This is a genomic window from Dyadobacter sp. CY323 (assembly GCF_021390245.1).
In the GTDB taxonomy this organism is placed as follows: domain Bacteria; phylum Bacteroidota; class Bacteroidia; order Cytophagales; family Spirosomataceae; genus Dyadobacter.
On the sequence record NZ_JAJUXH010000027.1, the window covers coordinates 65,250 to 85,414 of the forward strand.

Consider the following 20,165-nt stretch of genomic DNA (forward strand, 5'->3'; position numbering starts at 1 on the left):
TCTTGGTTTTGTAAAACAGCACGTTTCCGAGGTCAAAAAAGCATGACTAACTCGCAGTTTTGAGCTCTCTGGTCAGAACAACAGAAGTTTCGAGCTTTTTAACCGAAACCATCAATCGTTGCATGGCATCAAACGTATTTTCCCATGATTTATCGGAAAGATAGTCATCGACGGCAAGCAGCCATTTTTCATTTGTTCTGTTCGTCAGCTCGTGTTCGATCGCCGAAATAAAGGATTCCGTATCGTGACCAATGCTTACCAGGCCTAATTTTGCATATGGAAAAACAACGTCCCGAATCGCGGACGATACCACGGGTTTTCCGGCGGCAAGGTATTCCGGTGTTTTGGTTGGGCTGATAAAGCGGGTCGACTCATTGAGCAGAAAGGGAATCATCGCCACATCCCACCCGGAAAGGTATGACGGCAACTCCTGATACGTTTTACATCCCAGGTAATGGATGTTGTCCGCTACCGGAAGTTGGGCCGGATCAATTTTCACTACCGGACCAATCAGAATAAGGTGCCAATCAGGTCTTCTGGCGGCAAGTTCACGGATCAGTTGCTGGTCGAAACGTTCATCGATTACACCATAAAAACCCAGCTTGACCCCTGAAATGGCGGCCTGGTCTTTTGGCTCGGTTACTAAGTTTCTAGCGGCCTGAAAATGCGATTTGTCGATGCTGCTTGGAAACGGATAAATGTTGTCATGACTCGATTTTTTCGCCTCATAAAGACTTACACCACCGGTAAAAACAATGTCGGCTTTCGCCAGAAGCTGCTGTTCCATGAATTTGATCCGTGGCGGCGCAAATTTGAATGCCGACAACTCATCCATGCAATCGTACACGATCAGGTCCGGTTTGAATGACCTTGAAAATTCGAAAGCAACCGGAGTATAATACCAAAAAATAAAGTTGGCGCAGTTGCGGACTTCAAAAAATGATTGTAAAAGTGTTTTAAGCTGTTCGGCCGTTTTCTCCTGTGAGCAGCCTGCGGGCAGATGCGGCACACAAACCCAAAGGCCGGGAAGCTTTTTTTCAATTTGAAGATAAGGTGTTTCAAGGACGTCAAACAATGGCTCTTCCAGGAAATAAACATTCCCTTTTTGAGCAAAGCGAGTCATCAAATGTTGTGGCCGCTGAAACACGAAGTCCCACCTGAGATGGGAAAAGCAAAGTAGGTTTTTCTGTGCGTTGATGGTCATAAGAAATAGGTATCAGATCAAAATATTGCCCCTTCCAATAAGAATTGTGCCAGATGTGCCCGGTGTACACTGGCGCAGCAAAATTTGATGTGATTTTAACCTGTTTTTAACGCTTTGGAAATGAAGGGAAATGCGCGACATTTCTGCAAAAAGCGCGGAATCTGCCAAGTAAACAAGGAATTTCGTCTCTTAAATGCTCGTTCGCATCCGAATGGAGAAGTACAGGTTTTCGTTTTAAATAATTTACCCGGCGACCGAGGCCCCGGTTTCTTCTTTCCGAAATTTCTATGGTGTTACTATGAAGTCTGCAGGAAACGGTTTGTCCATCGGGAATTGGATCACCGATTTCGAAATTTTCAACCTTTTCAATTCCGGGGCAAATGCTGTCCGCAACGCGTCGCTCCATGGGTGAGAAACGCTCACAGGCTTCAAGATACATAAAGCAGCTCTGCGGCTGAATGGGAGATGTTTTGCCTCGCTTTTCTAAGAATACCCCCCCACCGCAAAAATCCATTGTACGGCGTAACGGTCTTTTAATGTAGCCCATTGTCCTTTGCCCGTGCTTCCCGCGAGAGGGCTTGTCACCTCACCTTGTTTCGAGAGTTTGGTAAAAACAGCAGCTAATGGGTCGTTTTGTGCCATGCTCACCAGGAGTGAAATGCTATTTCCTTTAAATAATCCGTCTTCGGTCGGCATGTCTGAGGCAAAAAGCCGGATATGTTCAGAAACCAGGCTCGCGTGAAGCACGAGGTGCTTCATTTCCACCGGCAGATTGTCTGCATAAGGCGCGTCGCCCAGGTACTTAAAATGCAGCTCGCCCCCAAAGCACGACTGGTAAAATCGCATTGCCTCCTTGCAATTTCCATTAAAAGTCAGGAAGGGGTAAATGCTCATAGGATCGATGCGGTTCTTTACATTACAAAATTGCCGCAAACGCTTCAAAACAAACGGGTGTAAATACGCCTCTCTAAGGGGGAGAAAATGCCAGAGAGATTTTCCTATCTTTGAAAATCTAAATCTCTTAACCATGAAACACATTTCAGTATACGTGCCGCAAAGTGCTTATATGGAGGCCATTACTCCCGCGTACCGACTGTTCAACGCCGCCAATGACCTGGCTCAAACCATGGGTCAGGCCCCAATGTTTGAGGTTGAATTTGTAGGCCTCGAAAAGAGCATTAAAGCACAAAAAGGCGAATACACCACGCATGTTGACCGTCTGCTGAGCGAGGTGGAAGATACGGACCTCATTGTGATCCCGGCGTTGTGCGGCGAACTCCCCGGGGCGGTTGAAAAAAACAGGGAAGCGATCCCCTGGATTTTGCAAATGCATGACCGTGGTGCGGAGGTTGCGTCGCTTTGTCTGGGTGCATTTCTGCTTGGCGCTACCGGGCTTCTGAATGGAAAAAAATGCTCCACGCACTGGGCCTATTACAATGAGTTCAGGGACCTGTATCCGGACATCGAGATCGTCGACGGGTCCATTATCACCGACGAGGGAAAGATTTATTCCAGCGGCGGGGCGAATTCGCTCTGGAATTTACTGCTGTACCTTCTGGAAAAATACACCGACCGCGACCTGGCGATCCTAGCCGCGAAATTTTTCGCCATTGATATTGACCGGGACAACCAGCGTGCATTTACCATTTTCCGCGGACAAAAAGGTCATCCCGACAATGAGATCCGGGGGATTCAGGATTATATCGAAAATAATTATGCTGAAAAACTGAGTATTTTAGACCTGGCAGACATCGCAAATGTGAGCCGGCGGAGTTTTGAGAGAAGATTTAAAACCGCAACCAATAATACCATCAACGAATACGTGCGCCGGGTGCGGATAGAGGCGGCAAAACGCAGCTTCGAGGCCTCCCGCAAGAATGTGACCGAGGTTATGTTCGATGTGGGCTATACCGATACAAAGGCTTTTCGCGATGTTTTCAAAAAAGTAACCGGCCTTACTCCCGTCGAATACCGAAATAAGTACAGTAAAGAAAGCTGAGTTTTAACGTTAACATGTTCGAATTAGCCGGTGGCTAACTACGCCATTCGAATTTGCAGTCCATACGCAAATTTGCATTTCCCTGATAATAGGGATAACTTCAAAAAGGATCGACCATGTTCAAGCTTTCACTAATCGCGATTATTTACTTTATGTCTTCTACCGCCTACGAAATTGCAACGTTAATAGAAAAAATTGCTTACTCTGAGACAATAGATTGCGGCAGCATATCTCAAATAGAAGTATTCCGCCGCGTGCGCCTGGCAGTTACCCAATCGAACCCCGACAATGTAACCTTGCTGGCAGATAAAGAAACGGGTGATTTTGTGAGTCAGGGAAACCTGAATGTGACATTACCCCGTTCTGAAAGTTCACCGGGCGGCAGCTACCAGTTTAGGTACGTGTTGATCGTCGAATGCGTAAACCGCAAGTACCGCGCATCAATCAGCAGCATTGAATTTCAGGATAATGGACGCTTTATCCCTATCAAGAGTTTTAATCTGAAATCGGAAAAAGAACTGCAGTTGTTTTCAGCAGAGCTTGAAAACAAAATGAAGGGTATTTTGCTTTATCTTCAGGAAAATGTGAGGGACTACAAAACGTTCTGATCGCTTCATTAGAAACAAAAAATCCTGCAACCTGACAATTCATCGTCGGTTGCAGGATTTTTTTATGCCCCTTTCTCCGAAATCAGAGTGCGGGTTTGGAGTAATTTTTGGAAGCATCGTCCAGCACGAGAATCCAATCGTGACCGTAACCGGTTGTCGGCGGAGTATATTTTGTCACAGTCTGATTATCAAATGCGCCGGCATCATTGGTTTTGCCATTTTTCGGATCGTACCAGAATGCGGTCACCTGTTTGCCCGAGATTTTCCCCGGATTCACTGAAAACGATCTACCAGCAGCAGAATAAATGAATATGTAGTCATTTCCGCGGCTGGCCTGAATTCTCTCATGCGGTCCCAAATCACCTTCCACTACCACAGTTTGATCCGGAACGCGATCAAGTACGGGGCGGGATTCGATCAGCTTTCGCACGAATTTCATCTCATTTGCGCCTGGCAGGTTTAGTGCCTGCTGCCAGAAAATGTTAGGTCCATTCACTGCTTCACGGTTCGGAGAATACATTTGCCAGATATCATGACAGCCATATGTGTGTCCGAGAGCCCCTGCAAAAAGATCAAGATAGGCTGATTTCCTCACATCGAACGCACTGGAAGTCCCATTTTCCTTGGCATTGAAACACACCGGATGATCCTCATAGATCGGTTCGCCATCCAATACCGGCTTGATTAGCTGGCGATCATAAGACCTTTTAATGCTCACATAAACGGGTGAATCGCGGCAATGGCCGGTCTGGAACATATTGAAATCAAACCATTCATCATTGTGGAACCATTCACTCGAACCTTCCTTATTAGGCTGCGGGTGATACGTCATCAACGCTTTGTCACCGCCGCCTACACCCGCCTGAATGCCTGCCGCCATTGCCTTCCAAATCTCCACATCCCGCGTTCCCTGCCGTGGATTACGATCGCCGCCCAGTACCCAAATGATGTTTTTCTTACCCTTATACCGGCTCCCGAGCCACTTCCCATACACTTCTGCATTGGCCTCGTTAAACACCTCCGGCCCTTTTCCCCAGGTGGATTTAAAAACCTTATCGCCCCAGGTTGGCAGGAATGCGATTGTCAAACCATAATCCGCTGCCTTGTCAATGATGTAGTCAACATGCTTGAAATAAGCATCATTCGGTTTAGTCGGATCATTGCCGACCAAAGGCTTTTCTCCATACGCATTAGGTACTTCCAGCCCGTCAAACTCCGCGAGCGCAACCGCCTGGATCACCGTAAACCCCTGACTTGCGCGCTTTTTGAGATAGTAATCCGCATCTTCCCGATCGAGGCGATGGAACAACTCCCAGGCCGTATCCCCAAGCCAGAAAAACGGTTTCCCCTCTTTCAGAATATATCGCTTGTTGGTACTCACGGTGAAGGTTTGGGCGGGTAGCATGTAGCTGGAAAAAAGCAGCAAGACGAGTAAGCTGAGTCGGAGTGGTTTCATGGATTTATGATTAGCATTTCGTTTTGACCTATGTAAAGGAATGAAATCCAGTTGAATACCCATGTTCCGAGATACAATCGGCGTTAGACTGGTAATAATGCGGGTTTGGGTGGTTTTGCGTTGTTCAAATTGGGCGTTACAGGGCGAAACCGGGAATAATTTACAAGCGCAGTAGTTCTACATGAAAATTGCAATACAACTAAATATTTCACTCAAAATAGAAATAGTAGTTAAATATATAGTAAACTATATAGCAATCTACTATTCCGATCATTTTCAATTTGAGTAACACTATTATTATAAATTGAACGGCGAATTTACAATGAAATATTACATTAAATTCCAATTGAACAAATCAAAATACTTTTATAACCATTCAGTAATTCAAGAAATATTGAATTGCCGGATAACTATTTATCTGAATACAGGTGTGACTCCACTTTCGCATCACAATGCAAAGGATATCTCGAAAAAGATAAATTGTTAAAGAGAAATGTACCTAAAACGTCAATTTGGCGCAAAGAAAGCCGGGGCAGGACGAACAGGAGCTAATTCAAAAAAAGACCCCCATATGAATTGGCGTTACCCCAATTAATCATGATGTGACCACAAAAAACATAGTTATAGTTATTTGTATTTTACCTTCGATGTACAGAAATATACCTTACCAGCATAGGATGAACGATTGCTTCCTTTTACAATCAGGATCTGTTAAATGGTAAGTAATACATTGAGGAAAATCAAGCACCTTCCCACTAGATATATTTAGTTTAAAATTGAATGGACACAAAATTGTTTGACGTACCCATCCTGCTAGTCACATTTAAAAAGCCGGAAACAACATGTCACGTATTAGAGCAGATCAGAAAAATAAAACCAGCTAAATTGTACATTTTCTCAGATGCGCCTGCGTCTGGAAATGAAGAAGAAGTCGACCTCGTCGAAACCTGCAGGCACTTGCTTCACGATTCTCAAATCAACTGGAACTGCAAAGTTGAAAGGTGGTTCCCGGAATCGAATGTCGGCAGCGCCATTGGAATTCCATCTGCCATAAGCTGGGCTTTTGAAACTTGTGATAAGCTGATCATTCTGGAAGACGATTGCCTGCCGCACCCCACGTTTTTTTCGTTTTGCAAGTTTATGCTTGATAAATATCAAAGCAACGAAAGGGTCATGCACATCTCTGGTACTCAGTCAAATCCGGAAATACGTGTTGACCATGCTGATCATTTTTTCACGCGTGTGGGAAATACTTGTGGTTGGGCGACCTGGAAAAGGGCCTGGAATAAATATGATTTCTGGATGGAGCAATTGCCGGAAATGAAAAGCCAGCGGAAAATACAAAAAATATTCGGGGATGCTGAAATTGCAAAATACTGGCACGACCGCCTGGACAAGGTCTATGAAGAAACAAAAAAGAATAGCTGGGAACACCAATGGCAATATACTCTTTTTCAAAATTATGGCCTGGCAACTGTTCCAAATGTAAACCTCGTGAGCAATATCGGAATTTCAGATACTGATTCATATAATGATCACAGCAACGCACATTTTCATGAAACTAAACCGTGGAAAAATTTACAAACCGCAGTAAATCTTTCAATAGACAATGCCTATGAAATACAACATGCCCGAAGAACATTTCTAAAAAGAGAAACAGTTGGGACCCGACTCCTTAAAAAAGTTAAAAGTTTATTAACTACTACGTTTGCTGTTCCTTAGACCGCGTCCCTAAAATCTATTTTATCCCTCCTCAACTCTTGCAAACTCTACTCAACTATTATGAAAAATCCTTTCCTTGGAAATATTTCCAAAATAAATTTATGGGTTGATATACTCCTGCTTAACATTGCCTATTTTATTTCTGGTGCAGTTTTATTTAAAGGCTTATCTGCATTTCAGGATATTCAATACCTTAATATATTATTAATCGCAAATCTACTTTGGGTATTATGTATTTATCTGTTTAATGTTTACTCATTTGTATCTTCCAATCAGTACGGATACAGTTATTTTGGAAAGCTGATTCTTATGTGCGGCGTGCATTTCATTTTAATTGAAATCATACTTTATATCAGTGATAGTTCTAATGGTTTTAAAGAAAATCTTGTATTTACCGCTTTTGAGATTTTTGCTATCAGTGTGTTGCTGGTTCATATTGTGATCAAGAACATAATGGTTTACCTTCGGAAATTTGGATTTAATTTGAAACGGTATGCCATTATTGCGGAGGGGAACTTCGACAAACGGAGGGACCATTTTTACAAAAGCAACCAGGAAATCGGCCATCACTTTTGCGGGATATTCAACCTGAGGGGCAATTACGCACAGATAGATGCCCTGGAAAAATTCATTGAGGAAGAGCGTGTTGATTTCCTCTATTGCTACTTGTCTGAAATGAATAAGGGACAGATTACCAAGGTTTTAAAGCTGGCTGAAAGAAAGAGAACCCAGGTCAGGCTTATCCCGGATTTTCACGGCCTCCCAACGGGAAAGTTCAACTTTGGTCAACCGGATATGTATCCGATCATCCATGTAGAGACAAAACCTTTTTCAGGAATTAACGAGCAGTTAATTAAAAGAACTTTTGATCTCGTATTTTCATCGATTGTCATGATTGTAGGCTTGCCGGTGTTCCTTCTGATCATGGCAGCTGTTAAAATATCATCCAAAGGACCCGTGTTTTTTCTGCAGAAACGTACAGGAAGATGGGGTGAGACATTTAATATCATTAAGTTCCGGACCATGTATACCGATGCTGAGCGATATGGTCTGCAGCATTCACTTGGTGACAATGACCCAAGGATCACCCCAATCGGTTATTATCTCAGAAAAACCCGGCTGGATGAACTCCCGCAGTTCCTAAATGTATTAAAAGGAGAAATGTCCGTCGTTGGTCCGCGTCCGTTACATCAGTACGATGTTGATATGCTCATGAAAGAGGCAAGTCATGAATTCCAGAGGATGCTGACAATCAGACCTGGTATTACATCGATCGGGCAGATAAAGGTTGGATATGCGACAAACTCATCGGAAAACCTTACCCGATTGAAATATGACATGGTATATCTGAATACATATAGTTTATTGAAGGATGTCTATCTGATTTTCCTGACCATTCAGGTGGTTTTGCTTGGTAAAGGAAGATAATGCAGCAAAACCAATCCCATTTCTGAATATCCCGAAAGGTTTCTCCCCCGAAACTTTTCTTTTAAGAAACCTGCGCCTACTTTTAAACAAAATAGAAGTGAAAAGCGGGTTTCTTAAAATTTTATACATGAAAACTACATTATTACTGGTTTTTTCTCTCTGCCTGATTGCATTTCGGCCGACTTTTAGTCAACCCCCGAAAAAGACGTTACCAAGAATTGCCATTGCCGGGCTTGGGATCGAATCGAGTACATTTTCACCTGCATTAACGACCGAAGAAGCATTTCATGCCCGGTATGGAGACGACGTTTTCACTTCTTATCCTTTTATGGCAGCCGATTCGGGATTGCGCGCGAGGGCTACCTGGCTGCCCGCATTAGTGGGCAAGTCGCTCCCGGGCGGCGCGGTTACCAGGGAAGCTTATGAGTCACTCGTCAAACAAACGCTGGATTTGCTGAAAAAGAATGGTCCGTATAACGGGCTCTTTTTTGACATTCACGGCGCGATGAGTGTTGTGGGGCTTGATGATCCCGAGGGTGATTTCATCGTCCGGATCCGCGAGGTGATCGGGAAGAAAACCATCATTTCTACTTCCATGGACCTTCATGGAAACGTTTCATGGCGGCTCGCACAAAACACCGACCTAATCACCTGCTATCGAATGGCCCCGCACGAGGATGCCATGCAAACAAAGAAACGGGCGGTTTCTAACCTTCTTTCGCGCATTGAAAGCGGAAAAGGAAAGCCCGCATTTAAAGCATACATACCGATACCCGTTTTGTTGCCAGGTGAAAAAACCAGTACGCGCATTGAACCAGCAAAAACCATTTATGCGGCTGTCGCCCCTGCATCTGTACAAAAAGGAATTATCGATGCGGCGATGTGGGTTGGTTACGCCTGGGCCGATGAGCCACGAAACCACGCGGTGGTAATGGTGACCGGTGACGACAAACAGGCTGTAACGAGTACGGCTGAAAAACTGGCGGGCAGCTTTTGGAAGGTCCGGAAGGATTTCGCTTTCGTGGCCCCCACCGGCGATCTGAAACAAAGCCTGGACCAAGCCATTGCAAGTGACAAGCACCCCTACTTCATCAGCGATTCGGGCGACAACCCTACCGCAGGTGGCGCGGGTGACGTAACCTGGACATTGACCGAAATCCTGAAACGTCCTGAGTTTAAATCGGAGAATGGGCCTTCGCTGATTTACGCTTCCATTCCCGGGCCCGAATTCGTCGAAAAGGCGGTGGCTGCGGGAGTTGGCGGGAAAGTGGATGGTTTGGCCGGGGCAAAAGTGGATGCCCGTTTTGCACCGCCGATACGTTTGGCAGGTACCGTCACGGCCATTCAACACGGTGACCGCAATGCGGAAACGGAGGTTGTAGTGAAAGTAGGAAGTGTGTCGGTGATTGTAACGAAAAAACGCAAACCGTATCACCGCGAAGGTGATTTTACCAGGTTAAATCTGAATCCGCGAAAAAGCGACATTGTGGTGGTGAAGATCGGTTACCTGGAACCTGAGCTTTATAACATGCGTGCCGACTGGATTTTGTCACTGACCCCGGGCGGCGTCGATCAAAATCTGGAAAGACTGGATTACAAGAGAATCAAACGTCCGATGTTTCCACTGGACAAAGACATGAAAGAACCGGATCTGAAGGCGCAACTGGTGCCTTCGTCCGAAAGTAAATAACAGCATTGCTTCTTCCTTTTTTTGCCGGGGCTTTTTCCAAAGCTCCGGCTTTCTTTTTCTTCACATTATCTCTCCCGAGTTGAGCGATTTTTCCATTTAGTTCGTGATTAACGATTAATGATATACCCTGAAAAAGATCCGTTGCACGCCGGAATTGGCAATCGATTTTCTCAGGGTTCAGGCTGTCGCGTATATCTGGTACCGGTTTGGCAACCTGTTCCGTTTGGCAGGTGGTTTGACACTCAAAATGGCCTTACCGCTTAATAAATTGAACTTTAACGGAATTGATTATACTATTTTATCTAAGATATTTGACCAATCCGATGTCTACCTGCCTCCCGTGCTGATCATTTGTAAAGAGTGAACCAGCGCCATCAGGCCAACTTAACCCACATCATTTTGACCCAATTTGAAATCCCGTTTGCGGGACAGGGATTGCTTTGCCTTTATTTTTTCCACCATAAACTTTTACCCAATGAAAACTTCCACATCAAAGTTTATTGTACAGGTTTTAAACCAACAAAAAGGAGTCGAAAATGCGACAGTCAGACTCGATGCTGACGGCGAAACCATCCGTTTGAACAACGTCGACAAAAAAGGTCGCTATACCTCGGAACGGGAGATACCGAGAGGCACCTACACGATCAGGGTTTCCCGGAAACCGTTTGAAGATGAAGAAAGGATGGTAGAAGTAAACGGAGACTCGCAAACGGAGGTTTTCATACTTCGTGAAAAAGGGCAGCCATTTTATTATCGGGGAAAAATGAAAGTTCCATTCACGCCGGATGAAAACAGGATTGCTATTTTCATTCCAGACAAATTAACCCGGGAGAAAAATGATCAGCGAAGGTTTAATGAGAATGAAAAAATAGAAGTCGCCAGAAAGCTGGCTGAAAAATATGAGCTGAGAATTGAGCAAGAATCATCGCAGATCCGGGACGGTCTGCTGGTATGCTACGCCCCTGATGCCGCATCCATGAATTCCATTAGAGAAAATATCCATGCTGAAATGCCCAACGCAGCCCTGCCGATCATAAAGCTGACTGAAACTGGCGCGGCTATGCTCACCAATGAAGTGATGGCCAAATTCGAGGAGCACATTACAAAAGAGCAGGTTGAAGGCATTGCAGCTGAAAACGGATTTGTTGTAAAACGTAAAATTGCCGCATTAGGGAATTTATATCACCTCACATCGGGGAAAGCACCTTCTTACGAAATTCTGGGGCAGATCAACCGGCTCGCAGAATTGGAGGAAGTTGTTTTTGCAGAACCGAACCTGGCAACCACGGTTGAGGAAGATGCCATTACGCCAACTGATTTCCTGTTTCCCGAACAATGGGACCATCAGATCATCAACACGCCCGATGCCTGGCAGTTTCTGCGGAATACCAACGTAAACCATACTTTCGGAAGTCCGGATGTGATTATTGCGGTGGTGGACGCGGGTGTGGACCCGAACCATCCGGATTTAAATGGGACTGTCTCAAACGGCAGCTCAAAGATTTACCAGGCATTCGATTTTGCCAATATGGTTCCTAATAACAACAGCCTGGATAGCGGTCATGGAACCTCGTGTGCAAGTGCCGCCGCTTCGCTCACAAACAACCCTTCGGCAGTTGCAGGTGTGAACGAGGGAACCGCCGGAATCGCAGGGAACAGCCGGATATTGGCGATAAGAAGAGCCGGTACCGAGGCCGACTACGCGAATATTTACCTCTGGGCAGGCGGCTTCGACCCGGATAGCGACGACGATGACTTTCCTGCCCAGATCAACCCCGGGGCACATGTGATATCCAGTAGCATCGGCATCACTTCGGCCATAGGAAGCCCGACCAGCGGAACCATGGCAGCGGTTTTTGACCGGCTCACAGACGATGGGCGCGATGGCAGAGGTACATTATTGTTTTTCTCGGCGGCAAACAATGGCAACGACAACGACATCACGTTTGAAAGGCCGTGGGGGATGTACGAGCGGTGTTTTTCAATCGCAGCTTCCACACTGGCCAATGACGGTACCACGGAAATCAGCGCACCTTACACGAATTACAGCTCCCGAACTTCCATTTGTGCGCCAAGCCAGGATGAATTTGTGGGCGGTGCGGCATTGCACAATCCTACATTTAACTATGGAACGTTCACAGCCACGCCCACAACAAGCCCCGAGGGTAACGGCACGGTGGGAAGGCCGACAGTCACCTCCATTTTATTGTCCAATGCAAATGCGGGAAATACCGTCATAACCTTGGGAAGTGTTGCCGGCGCAGCGGTAGGCCAGGCCATTCTGATCGGAACACCCGGAACGGCCGATACCGAAGGCAATGTAATTACCGCAGTAAATGCGGGGGCCAGTACGGTTACGCTGGCAAACGGCCTTTTGAATGATCACAACACCGGCACAACAGTTTCTGTCTCGGCACGGGATTACCGCAGCAATTTTGGCGGAACCTCCTACTCCACACCCGTTTGCGCCGGCACAGCTGCATTAATGCTCTCGGCAAATCCGCAGCTTACCTGGACGCAGGTCAGAGATATCCTGTATAATACGGCCATTAAGATCAACCCCGGAGAAACCGATGCCGACGGACGGTGGCAGGATGTGAATGGAAACTTCTCCAATTCGCCAGCCTATAATGGCAATCCGTTTTTCAGTGAGTTCTATGGGTTTGGCCGGTTGGATACGGGTACCGCAGTCAGGCAGGCTGGCTGGGATATTGAGCTGGTGACACCTGCATTGGACTTTAACGATGTTCCGGCCGGGGATACTGCCGCGCGGGCTGTGAGGTTTAATGTAAAAAGCCTTTGGCCGACCAATTTCAGCATGACAACACCCGGCAGTCCGTTTACGGCACTTTCTACGACAGAATCCATCGGTGCCTCGGCGGACGCAGATCTGGCGCGGGAAGTGTATTTCTGGGTAACTTATACGGGTACAACTGCCGGGGACGAGATCACCATGGCGGATGGCATAAGTGTAACGGTACAGAATCCGGAAACAGAACAACAATGGACAATCCCGATCACAGCTAATGTCATTGAAAAAGAAACGGCGGCCATTATGCTCTGCCTCGACCAGTCGGGAAGTATGGCTGCCCAGTCGGGTATCGGCACCACAACCCGGATGGATATTCTGAAGTTCTCCGCCAACATCATGATCGACGTGCTGCATGAAAACAACGGTCTGGGAATTGTTGCTTTTGACCATGATCCGTATGATGTTTTGGATTTCACCGGCCCGGTCGGTCCGCCGCCCACACCTTCCAATCCGTTTGAAGCCGGACGTTCCGCTATGCATCAGGCCATCGACAATTTTGCATTTAATACAAATGGCTTTACCGCCATCGGGGACGGAATCGAACGCGCGATACTTCGGCTTAACCCGGTGAGCACATACGATTCCAAGTCGATCATCGTGTTTACGGACGGGCAGGAAACTGATCCCAAATACATCAGCGATATTGCCGACCAGATTACCGACCGCATGTTTGCGATCGGGCTTGGGAAAGCAAATGCAATTAATCCGGCAACGCTGAATGAGATTACGAATGCAAATGAAGGCTACATGCTGCTGGCCGATAACCTCGGCGAGGACAGTGTTTTCAAGCTGGCAAAATACTTTCTTCAGATCCAGGCCGGTGTGAATAATGAAGATGTGGTGGTAGATCCGGATGGGACGCTTTATGGTGATCAGGTACATAAAATTCCATTTTTAGTGAACGATGCAGACATCCGGGTGGACGTGATCACCATGATCCCCCACCCTTCGCTGGTTGATTTTTACCTGGAAACACCCAGCGGTCAGATCGTAAAGCCCGCTGATGCCTACACGACACCGGGACTTACCTACGGAATCGGGAATAATGTCGCCTACTACCGGATGAGCCTGCCCCTCCCGATCGGAACACCGGAAAAGGAGGGAAAATGGAATGCGGTACTAACCATCAACCGGAAATACAATTCAAAGCATGGTTTCGATAAATATGCCAATCGGAGCTATTCAGCGGCGACAGCCGACCAGGGAAAAGTACCTTATAGCCTGCTGGTACATTCCTATTCCAACCTGAAAATGAAGACACAGGTGGTTCAGGAACATTACGAGCCAGGGGCTTTGCTCACGATCAACGTATCGCTCACGCAATTCGGCATTCCTCTCAACAAACCCTGCAAGGTAACCGCCTACATTACGCTGCCGGATCATTCCACCGAGACTTTAATCCTTACTAATGCAGGAACCGGCAAATACAGCGGAAAACGGATCGCAGACCAGCCCGGATATTACCAGATCCGGGTGAAAGCGGACGGGCATTCTCTTCGTGGCAAACCCTTTACCAGAGAACAGATCCGAAGTGCGTCATGCTATCGAGGCGGTAATCAGCCCTCACCTTCGGGCGGAAACGACCCCGGAACTGATGAAAAATGGTGTAAACTTCTTAAATGCCTGCTGAGTGAAAAGAACATTTCTCAGGAATTCAAAAAGCGGTTGAAAGAACAAGGAATTAATATCGATGGCATGCTGGAATGCATTCAGTCGCTTTGTACCAAAAAACGGGGCAAGGCCGCGACCGTGATCGCGAATGAAAAGCTACGTTCCCAATATGCCTCACTGATCCAGGTGTATGACGAGTTGATGAAGGAAGACCAGGGATAACCGACCGTCTCTATTGGTAAATGGGGCTCCGGCGGAGCCTCCTGTTTCTAGAAAATGATTGTGCGAAATAAATGGGGCTCCGGCGGCCTCCTGTTTCTAGAAAATGATTGTACGAAATAAATGTGGCTCCAGCGGAGCCTCCTGTTTCAAGAAAACGCGGTGGAATGAAAAAACGCGGCTCCGTAGGTGCCTCCTGAAACCCGCAAAAAAACAGGAGGCCCCGCTGGGGCCATTATTATCAATGTGGATGCTTTCTAGAAACAGGAAGCCGCTCTGCGGCTGAATAGGAGATATTTTTCCCTAGTTAACATCATGGAAGCAAATGAACGTTGAGATACTACGGGGACGAAATAGAAACAGCTCCGGGGGAGCTCCCTGTTTCTAGAAAATGATTGTACGAAATAAATGGGGCTCCGGCGGCCTCCTGTTTCTAGAAAATGATTGTACAAAATAAATGGGGCTCCGGCGGAGCCTCCTGTTTCTAGAAAACGAGGTGGAATGAAAAAACGCGGCTCCGTAGGTGCCTCCTGAAACCCGCAAACAAACAGGAGGCCCCGCTGGGGCCATTATTATCAATGTGGTTGCTTTCTAGAAACAGGAAGCCGCTCTGCGGCTGAATGGGAGATGTTTTTCCCTAGTTAACATCATGGAAGCAAATGAACGTTGAGGCACAACCGGGACGAAATAGAAACAGCCCCAGCGGAGCTACCTGTTTCTAAAAAATGATTATACAAAATAAATGTGGCTCCGGCGGAGACTCCTGTTTCTAGAAAATGATTGTACAAAATAAATGTGGCTCCCGCGGAGCCTCCTGTTTCTAGAAAATGATTGTACAAAATAAATGGGGCTCCGGCGGAGCCTCCTGTTTCTAGAAAATGATTGTACAAAATAAATGGGGCTCCGGCGGAGCCTCCTGTTTCTAGAAAACGAGGTGGAATGAAAAAACGCGGCTCCGTAGGTGCCTCCTGAAACCCGCAAAAAAACAGGAGGCCCCGCTGGGGCCATTATTATCAATGTGGATGCTTTCTAGAAACAGGAAGCCGCTCTGCGGCTGAATGGGAGATGTTTTTCCCGGGTTAACATCATGGGAGCAAATGAACGTTGAGATACAACCGGGACGAAATAGAAACAGCCCCGGCGGAGCTACTTGTTTCTAGAAAATGATTGTACGAAATAAATGGGGCTCCGGCGGAGCCTCCTGTTTCTAGAAAACGCGGTGGAATGAAAAAACGCGGCTCCGTAGGTGCCTCCTGAAACCCGCAAAAAAACAGGAGGCCCCGCTGGGGCCATTATTATCAATGTGGATGCTTTCTAGAAACAGGAAGCCGCTCTGCGGCTGAATAGGAGATGTTTTTCCCGAGCTAACATCATGAGAGCAAATGAACGTTGAGATACAACCGGGACGAAATAGAAACAGCCCCAGCGGAGCCTCCTGTTCTAGAAAATGATTGTACAAAATAAATGTGGCTCCGGCGGAGCTACCTGTTTCTAGAAAATGATTGTACGAAATAAATGGGGCTCCGGCGGAGCCTCCTGTTTCTAGAAAACGAGGTGGAATGAAAAAACGCGGCTCCGTAGGTGCCTCCTGAAACCCGCAAAAAAACAGGAGGCCCCGCTGAGGCCATTATTATCAATGTGGATGCTTTCTAGAAACAGGAAGCCGCTCTGCGGCTGAATGGGAGATGTTTTGCATGGTTGACAACCCGGGAGGAAATGAACGTTGAGGCACAACCGGGACGAAATAGAAACAGCCCCAGCGGAGCTACCTGTTTCTAGAAAATGATTGTACAAAATAAATGTGGCTCCCGCGGAGCCTCCTGTTTCTAGAAAATGATTGTACGAAATAAAACACGATCCGAGATCCAACGATTCGTTAAAATCCGTTGCAAGAAATTCAACCATTTTTAGCCCAGCAGTTTAACCAAACAATTACGCAATTCGTGTCTTCAATTAATCAGTTTGAGCAGATGCCGATTTCCCGGATCTCACGGTGCAGCTAGTTTTGGATCATCATTTTAAACGATCCAACTTTTGTAGCCATGAAAATTAAGTTTTTTACCATCGCAGTCTCCACTTCTCTCCTAAGCCTGCTCGTCGCATGTAATGAAGATGAAGCTCCCGCACCGGCGCCTCCCGTACAAACCACCATTAAAGCCGACGCCGGAACCGACCAGGATATCCTGCCTAATCAGATGGTTACCCTGGACGGCACCGCCTCAAAGGGCGCCGACGCAAAAACGTTCAGCTGGACATTAATCAAAAAACCTTCGAACAGCAACATTACCCTTTCGCAGACTTCTACTTCAAAACCAACATTTACACCGGATATCGTCGGATATTACGAAATGGAGCTGACGGTTTCCAGTGGTACTGAAAAAAGCACAGACCGTGTCCAGGTGAAAGCCGAATATCCGACACCCATCATTATTGAGCAGGATATCAAAAGCGACACCCGACTTTTCGACCGCATTATTGATCCTACAAAACCGGATTACATTGTAAAAAAGGATATTGCCGTTTATTCGGCGCTCAGCATCGATCGCGGCGTAGCCGTGGCATTCGAAAGAGACAAAGCGCTGAATATTGAAGAAAAAGGAAGCGTGGTAGCCGACGGCGTGGCCGAACAGCGAATCCGGTTTACAGGAATGGAATTGCAAGCCGGATTTTGGGCAGGGATCAAATTGTTCTCGCCAAGTACTGCCAATTCCCTCGCATTTACAGACATCGAATTCGCTGGAAGCCGCATTGCATTTACAAATACGAAAGCCGGACTCGCACTTTTTGGAAATAACAAAGCGCAGCTGGCGATCACCGACAGCAAATTTACCAGCAACGGCGGTTATGGTTTGTACGTGCAAAACGGCTCCGTACTGAGGAAATTTGAAAGAAATGCATTCAGCAAACAGGTTGAAGCACCGATGCTCATCGACGCATACAATGCGACTTTGCTCGACGCTGCTTCCAAATTCACAGGTAACAATGGCCGCGACGCGGTGGAGATCAACTCCTCGGACATCCGCGGGACGCAGGAAGTGAGCTGGCCTTCATTTGCAGACAAAACTCCGTATCGTCTGCTCGGTAACATGGCGGTGGAAGCAGGTTGGAGCCTGAAACCCGGCGTGACCGTGGAAGTGGCCCGGGATGCCATGATCAGCATTAACCGGAATGGGTATCTTTCAGCAAAAGGCACAAAAGAAAACAAAGTGACGATCAAAGGATCTTCTCAAAATGCCGCGCACTGGAAAGGTCTGATCATTTACTCGGTGAGTGCATTGAATGAACTGGACCATACTGAAATTATCGGGGCTGGAAGTGCGGTGATCGTGTCGGGGCAGAGATCAGCTGTGACCACTTACGGACGTGGTGCCAAACTCATGGTGAAAAATAGCAAAATCACGAAAAGCGGTGGCTACGGCATCATGTATACGTCGGATGCGGAACTGAATTCTGACGCGGCAACCACCAATACGTTCGAGAGCAATGCGCAATCGGATTTGCATAAACTCTGAACGAGCCAGAGATTGAGGCAATGCCCAGACCTTTCTAAAAATCGGCCTGGGCTTTTTTTGGTCAGTGGAGTTTTCCCACCGGACCTCAACATTAGGGTTTAAAGTCCAGCCCATTTGGTTATTCTTTGACGAGGTGTCTGGTTTCGGAGATTTTGGTCGCCTGGTTCACTATGCGGATCGTGTATGTACCGGCCGGATGGTTTTCCAGATTGATCTCAATATCATTTTCAGACCTTATCCTTTTTGTAAAAATGACTTTCCCCGACGTGCCGCGCAATGTAATTAGACATTCATCCTTCAAGCTTTTTACATTAAAAATCCCCGTCGACGGATTTGGAAAAATGGTAATGCTGCTGCCGGCATCACTCAAACCGGCACGTACTATTTTGCTGAACTGATAACTACCATCCTGATCGGCGATTTTCAGACGGTAAAAGTTTTCACCGGACATCGGCTGGTTGTCACGGAATGAATACGTGTGTTCTATACCGGCGTCAGGCAGGGTAGCGATGTTTTCGAACTTTCTTCCATCCTTGCTTCGCTGAAGCTGGAATTCTTTGAAATTATGTGCGGAAGCCATCCTCCATTCCAGTATTACGCTCAGATTTTCTGCCTTAGCCCTGAAATACGCAAGTTGCACAGGCAATGGATCGTTCGGGTTTGTTATTTTGGATAAAGTACCGTTTAAAAATGAGAGGACGTACAACTCGCCTGCGTGATCTTCCCCAAACGAGATGAGCGACGAATAACTAAGTCCCGCCGGAAAGGTCCCGACTCCCGCCGGACTGATTAAGCCGATTTTACCAGATTGATAGTCACCAAAAAAGTAATAACCATTTAATGAGCCATACTTGGAGCCCCGGTAAACATACCCGCCCATGACCGATGCACTATTGCCGCCATTGTTGGCAAATCCTGGATATATGTGTTTTGGAGGCGTATAACTAGTGCCGGGAGCACAATGCGACGCATTATAAGTTCAGTGGCTTCCAGACAATTCCAACCGAAATTGGGCGCCGAGCCGTCAAAAGGATATTTTAAATAATTCACCTCTTCCCAGGCATCCTGCCCATTATCTCCGAGCCAAAGATCTCCGGTGGAGCGGTCGAAACTGAAACGCCAGGGATTTCGCAGGCCCAATGCGAAGATTTTGGTCAGGATATTTTCGGCGGGCGACGCGCTTTTCATGTCCAGCCTCAATATTTTACCAAAAACCTTGCTCATATTTTGCGAATTGTTGTCTGGGTCGCCGATATCGCCACGGCTACCCGGTCCATTATCGCCCGTTGAAACGTACAGATATCCGTCCTTCCCAAATGCAATATCGCCACCACGGTGTCCGCCAAGCACATTCTCATAAGGTATCGTCAGGATTTTCACTTCGGAACCGGCGTCCGCCAGATCAGCATTGGAAGGTGAGCGTTTGAATTCTGACAACTGCACCTCCGTGCTGTTTTTCAAGACATACAAAACATAGAATTTACCCGAAACCTGAAATTCCGGCGCAAATGCTATACTGAATATTCCTGCCCACTCAGGATCATTGATCTTGCCGCTGATATCGAGGAACGGCTCCGGGATAACATTTCTGTTTTTAACAATCCTGATCTTCCCGCCAATCTCCGCCACGAAGAGTCTGGCATCACCAGCATGCGCAACTTTTACCGGTCGTGTAAAACCGGGAACGAATGCTTCTATGGCCGGATCTGGCTGGGCCAATGAATGCAAACTTCTTAACAATGCAAATGCAATGAGCCAAACTGAGAAATAGCGATGCCCCATATATTAGATTGACATTAGTCCACTGAACCGCAAATCATCTTAAAAATCCGAAGGTATCGCTGCAGTTGTCTGCCGGACAACCTACTCCGCCAAACGCTTTAACATCTTTAACCTCCATCATT

Annotated in this window: 13 protein-coding genes; 7 read left to right on the forward strand and 6 right to left on the reverse strand. The window is 46.8% G+C overall.

The genetic code is table 11. The features are described 5' to 3' along the window. Positions 1-46: 46 nt before the first annotated feature. From LZG72_RS26290 to LZG72_RS26300, 3 genes are all read right to left on the reverse strand, one after another. Positions 47-1,123 carry a glycosyltransferase gene (locus tag LZG72_RS26290; RefSeq protein WP_233878128.1) on the reverse strand — a complete coding sequence of 359 codons (1,077 nt, stop codon included), beginning with the start codon at positions 1,121-1,123 and terminating at the stop codon, positions 47-49. 187 nt (positions 1,124-1,310) lie between these two features. Then, positions 1,311-1,610 carry a hypothetical protein gene (locus tag LZG72_RS26295; protein WP_233878129.1) on the reverse strand — a complete coding sequence of 100 codons (300 nt, stop codon included), beginning with the start codon at positions 1,608-1,610 and terminating at the stop codon, positions 1,311-1,313. A gap of 77 nt (positions 1,611-1,687) precedes the next feature. Beyond that, positions 1,688-2,098, reverse strand: coding sequence for a VOC family protein (locus LZG72_RS26300; RefSeq protein WP_233878130.1), 411 nt, complete (start codon positions 2,096-2,098; stop codon positions 1,688-1,690). Positions 2,099-2,231: 133 nt separating this feature from the next. Here LZG72_RS26300 and LZG72_RS26305 point away from each other — a divergent pair, with 133 nt between their 5' ends. Together LZG72_RS26305 and LZG72_RS26310 are read left to right on the forward strand one after the other, a co-directional pair. Beyond that, positions 2,232-3,203, forward strand: coding sequence for a GlxA family transcriptional regulator (locus LZG72_RS26305; protein ID WP_233878131.1), 972 nt, complete (start codon positions 2,232-2,234; stop codon positions 3,201-3,203). A gap of 116 nt (positions 3,204-3,319) precedes the next feature. After that, positions 3,320-3,811, forward strand: a complete 492-nt coding sequence (locus tag LZG72_RS26310) for a DUF4468 domain-containing protein (protein ID WP_233878132.1) — start codon at positions 3,320-3,322, stop codon at positions 3,809-3,811. A gap of 82 nt (positions 3,812-3,893) precedes the next feature. Here LZG72_RS26310 and LZG72_RS26315 read toward each other — a convergent pair whose 3' ends face one another. Beyond that, positions 3,894-5,267, reverse strand: coding sequence for a glycoside hydrolase family 140 protein (locus LZG72_RS26315; protein WP_233878133.1), 1,374 nt, complete (start codon positions 5,265-5,267; stop codon positions 3,894-3,896). A gap of 780 nt (positions 5,268-6,047) precedes the next feature. Here LZG72_RS26315 and LZG72_RS26320 point away from each other — a divergent pair. The 5 genes from LZG72_RS26320 to LZG72_RS26345 all read left to right on the forward strand — a co-directional run bounded on the left by LZG72_RS26320 (position 6,048) and on the right by LZG72_RS26345 (position 18,261). Next, a complete protein-coding gene (locus tag LZG72_RS26320; protein ID WP_233878134.1) occupies positions 6,048-6,989 on the forward strand; it encodes a hypothetical protein in 942 nt (313 codons plus the stop codon). A 60-nt stretch (positions 6,990-7,049) separates the two neighbouring features. Further along, positions 7,050-8,417, forward strand: coding sequence for an exopolysaccharide biosynthesis polyprenyl glycosylphosphotransferase (locus LZG72_RS26325; RefSeq protein ID WP_233878135.1), 1,368 nt, complete (start codon positions 7,050-7,052; stop codon positions 8,415-8,417). Positions 8,418-8,544: 127 nt separating this feature from the next. Beyond that, positions 8,545-10,107 carry a M81 family metallopeptidase gene (locus LZG72_RS26330; protein WP_233878136.1) on the forward strand — a complete coding sequence of 521 codons (1,563 nt, stop codon included), beginning with the start codon at positions 8,545-8,547 and terminating at the stop codon, positions 10,105-10,107. A gap of 475 nt (positions 10,108-10,582) precedes the next feature. After that, entirely contained in the window at positions 10,583-14,752 is a 4,170-nt protein-coding gene (locus LZG72_RS29305; protein ID WP_304488640.1) for a S8 family serine peptidase, read from the forward strand. 2,039 nt (positions 14,753-16,791) lie between these two features. After that, positions 16,792-18,261 carry a PKD domain-containing protein gene (locus tag LZG72_RS26345; protein WP_233878137.1) on the forward strand — a complete coding sequence of 490 codons (1,470 nt, stop codon included), beginning with the start codon at positions 16,792-16,794 and terminating at the stop codon, positions 18,259-18,261. Between the two features lie 118 nt (positions 18,262-18,379). Here LZG72_RS26345 and LZG72_RS26350 read toward each other — a convergent pair whose 3' ends face one another. Both LZG72_RS26350 and LZG72_RS26355 read right to left on the reverse strand, forming a co-directional pair. After that, the gene (locus LZG72_RS26350) at positions 18,380-19,141 is read right to left on the reverse strand and encodes a T9SS type A sorting domain-containing protein (RefSeq protein WP_233878138.1); all 762 of its coding nucleotides are present in this window, start codon (positions 19,139-19,141) and stop codon (positions 18,380-18,382) included. Then, positions 19,099-20,043, reverse strand: coding sequence for a sorbosone dehydrogenase family protein (locus LZG72_RS26355; RefSeq protein WP_233878139.1), 945 nt, complete (start codon positions 20,041-20,043; stop codon positions 19,099-19,101). The genes LZG72_RS26350 and LZG72_RS26355 overlap by 43 nt, the downstream gene beginning before the upstream one ends. Positions 20,044-20,165: the final 122 nt, after the last annotated feature.